4 protein-coding genes are annotated in these 2,674 nt (G+C 63.5%); 1 reads left to right on the forward strand and 3 read right to left on the reverse strand.

The annotated features are described in order from the left end of the window. On the forward strand, positions 1–730 hold a 730-nt coding region (locus tag EOA22_RS30230), incomplete at its 5' end, for an MFS transporter (RefSeq protein WP_127390460.1). 260 nt (positions 731–990) lie between these two features. Here the strand turns inward: EOA22_RS30230 and EOA22_RS30240 are convergent. From EOA22_RS30240 to EOA22_RS30250, 3 genes are all read right to left on the reverse strand, one after another. Then, positions 991–1,488: a GNAT family N-acetyltransferase gene (locus EOA22_RS30240; protein WP_063168154.1), complete on the reverse strand. Its 498-nt coding sequence runs from the start codon at positions 1,486–1,488 to the stop codon at positions 991–993. Beyond that, on the reverse strand, positions 1,485–2,255 hold the full coding sequence (locus EOA22_RS30245) for a copper homeostasis protein CutC (protein WP_063168153.1): 771 nt from the start codon (positions 2,253–2,255) through the stop codon (positions 1,485–1,487). Before EOA22_RS30245 ends, EOA22_RS30240 begins: the two co-directional genes overlap by 4 nt. 85 nt (positions 2,256–2,340) lie before the next feature. After that, on the reverse strand, positions 2,341–2,674 hold a 334-nt coding region (locus EOA22_RS30250), incomplete at its 5' end, for a cupin domain-containing protein (protein ID WP_164756020.1).

Below are 2,674 nucleotides of genomic sequence, written 5' to 3' on the forward strand. Positions count from 1 at the left end.
CGTCAGGGTGCCGCCGGAGGGCTGGAGGCCTGCCGGATGGACGCCGCCGGCGGCACAGAATGCGATGGTGACGACGTCCAATGTCCATCTCGACGATGCGTTGAAGACGCCGCAGTTCTGGCTGCTGTGGGGCGTGCTGTGCCTTAATGTGACGGCAGGGATCGGCGTGCTCGGCCAGGCCTCGGCGATGAGCCAGGAGATGTTTCCGGGACGCATCACGCCTGCCGCTGCCGCCGGCTTCGTCGGCCTGCTGTCGATCTTCAACATGCTCGGCCGCTTCTTCTGGGCCTCGACCAGCGATTATATCGGCCGCAAGACAACTTATGCCATCTTCTTCGCGCTGGGTGTCGTCCTCTATGCGGCGGTGCCGTGGACCGGCCAGACCGGCAGCGTTTTCCTGTTCGTGCTGTTCTACGGGATCATCCTCAGCATGTATGGCGGCGGCTTCGCCACCATTCCCGCTTACCTGCGCGACGTCTTCGGCGTGCGTTACGTCGGCGCCATCCACGGCCGATTGCTGACCGCGTGGTCGGTGGCGGGCGTGCTTGGCCCGGTGCTGGTGAATTATATCCGGCAGTACCAGATCGACAGCGGCGTTGCGAAGGCCGACGCCTACACGGTCACCATGTACATCATGGCCGGCCTGCTGGTTGTCGGCCTCCTGCTCAACCTGATGATGCGGCCCGTCAATGCGCGCTTCCACATGAAGACCGAACCAGCGGTGGCTTAGAGTCAGTTCCATCCCGATAGAATCGGGATGGGCTCTATCTTATTGTTTGAGCATGATCTTTTCCGAAAACCGGAGTCCACTTTTCGGGATCAGCTCTGAGGAGACCGACCATGGCGCAAGACAACGAGAATTCGATCAAACTCACGCTGGCCTGGCTGCTGGTCGGCATCCCGTTGGTCTGGGGGTTCTGGATGACGCTGGTGAGTGCGACAGCCCTGTTCCAGTAGTCCTCATCTTCGTGCGCGGATCTGCCTGGTCTGTCAGGCGCTGATCTGCCTGACGTAATAGCGCACCGCTTTCTTGCCGCCATGGATAACGGCGTCGCCGGCCTCGACGAAGCCGAGCGCAGCGTGAAAGGCATCCGAGGCGGGGTTCGGCGGGGCGGTGTTGACTTCGCAGGTGACCAGCGTGTGGCCGGCGCGCTCAACATGGCCGAACAGGTCCTGATAGAGCCGGCGGGCGTGGCCGCGGCCGCGTGCGTGCGCCGCCACGACGACCCGGTCGACATAGACGAAGCGCTCATAGCGCTCGCGGAACCACAGGAAATTCGGGCTGTCGTAGCGGGCATCCTGGTCGAAGGTCATGATGAAGGCTTCGAGATCGCCGATGCGCCTGGTGTAAAATGCTTCGCCAAGCAGGAAGGACAGCCGCTCAGCCTCCAGCCACGACAGTTCGGCGGCATGCTCGTTGTTGAGCGCCAGGATCGCCGCTTCGTCTTGGGCCGATACACGGGCTATCGGGGCAGGGCTCGAGGTCATGCCTTGGCTGCCGCGATCGTTGCCGCCACCAGCGCTGTGTCGGTCAGCGTGTTGCGGTACTCGCGATCGAGATCGGAACCACCCATGCCGACATGGGGATTGCGGTAGTCCATGGCACTCGGCACATCCTTGAGGGCGGCAAAATGCATTTCGGACAGGCCGGTTCTGCTGCGCACTTCGGCAATGTTGTGCAAATCCAGTCCGCCGCAGCCGAGGATGACGATGCGGTCGCCGGCCTGCCGCACCAGATCCGCCAACAGCGGCAAGCCTTCGATGGCAGTGTCACGCTGGCCGCTGGTCAGCACGCGGCCGACCTTGCTGCGGATCAGCGATTCGAGCGCCTCGGCCGGCTCGCGCGTCATGTCGAAGGCGCGATGGCAGGTGACGTTCAAGGGGCCGGCGGCCTGCGTCAGTTCGCTCATGCGCGCCTCGTCCATGGTGCCATCGGCGTTCAGGCAGCCAAACACCACGCCGGGCACGCCGAGTTCGCGCAGTGCCGAGACATCTGCCAGCATCGAGGCATATTCCGTCGCACTGTAGAGAAAATCGCCGCCGCGCGGCCGCACCATGACGTGAAACGGCACGTTTGCCTGCTCGATGGCGGCGCGGATCGTGCCGAGGCTTGGCGTGATGCCGCCTTCGACGAGGCTGGCGCACAGTTCGATCCGGTCGGCGCCGGCGGCTTGCGCCGCGAGAAGGCCGTCAATGCCTTCGACACAGATTTCGATCAGCGGCAGGCGGAGAGCTTTGGTCAAGGGGCGATCCATTCCATGATTTCCCGGCCAGCCCTACCACCGCGCCGGTTGCTGCGAAAGCGCGAACAGACTTTCGCGCCGGGCACGGACTTCGCGGTTATTGGCGCAATTCCGTGTTCTTGGCGCCTTGCTCGACCTGATCGATCACCAGAAGCTTCACCTCGATATCACCGATATTGGTGGCCTGATGCCACTGGCCGATCATTTCGATGATGAAATCGCCGGCCTTGTAGGTGTTGCTGTCGCCGGTCTCGACATTGGTGACCTTCAGCGTGCCGGCCTGGACATAGGCATAGCGCGGGAAAGGGTGCCTGTGGACCGGCAAGGTCGCGCCCGGCGCGATGTCGTAGGTCGAGACCAGCACCTGCACGTTCTTCTGCGGCAGCGTGATCGGTTGGCGGGACGCGGTCGTCGTGCGCGCCGCAAGGGGG

Origin of the sequence: Mesorhizobium sp. M7A.F.Ca.US.014.04.1.1, assembly GCF_003998745.1 — a bacterium.
In the GTDB taxonomy this organism is placed as follows: Bacteria; Pseudomonadota; Alphaproteobacteria; order Rhizobiales; family Rhizobiaceae; genus Mesorhizobium; species Mesorhizobium ciceri.

Bases quoted from the DNA above. Each gene is read 5' to 3' on its own strand.
- EOA22_RS30240 (WP_063168154.1), bottom strand. From the start codon at position 1,488: ATGACCTCGAGCCCTGCCCCGATAGCCCGTGTATCGGCCCAAGACGAA.
- EOA22_RS30245 (WP_063168153.1), bottom strand. From the start codon at position 2,255: ATGGATCGCCCCTTGACCAAAGCTCTCCGCCTGCCGCTGATCGAAATC.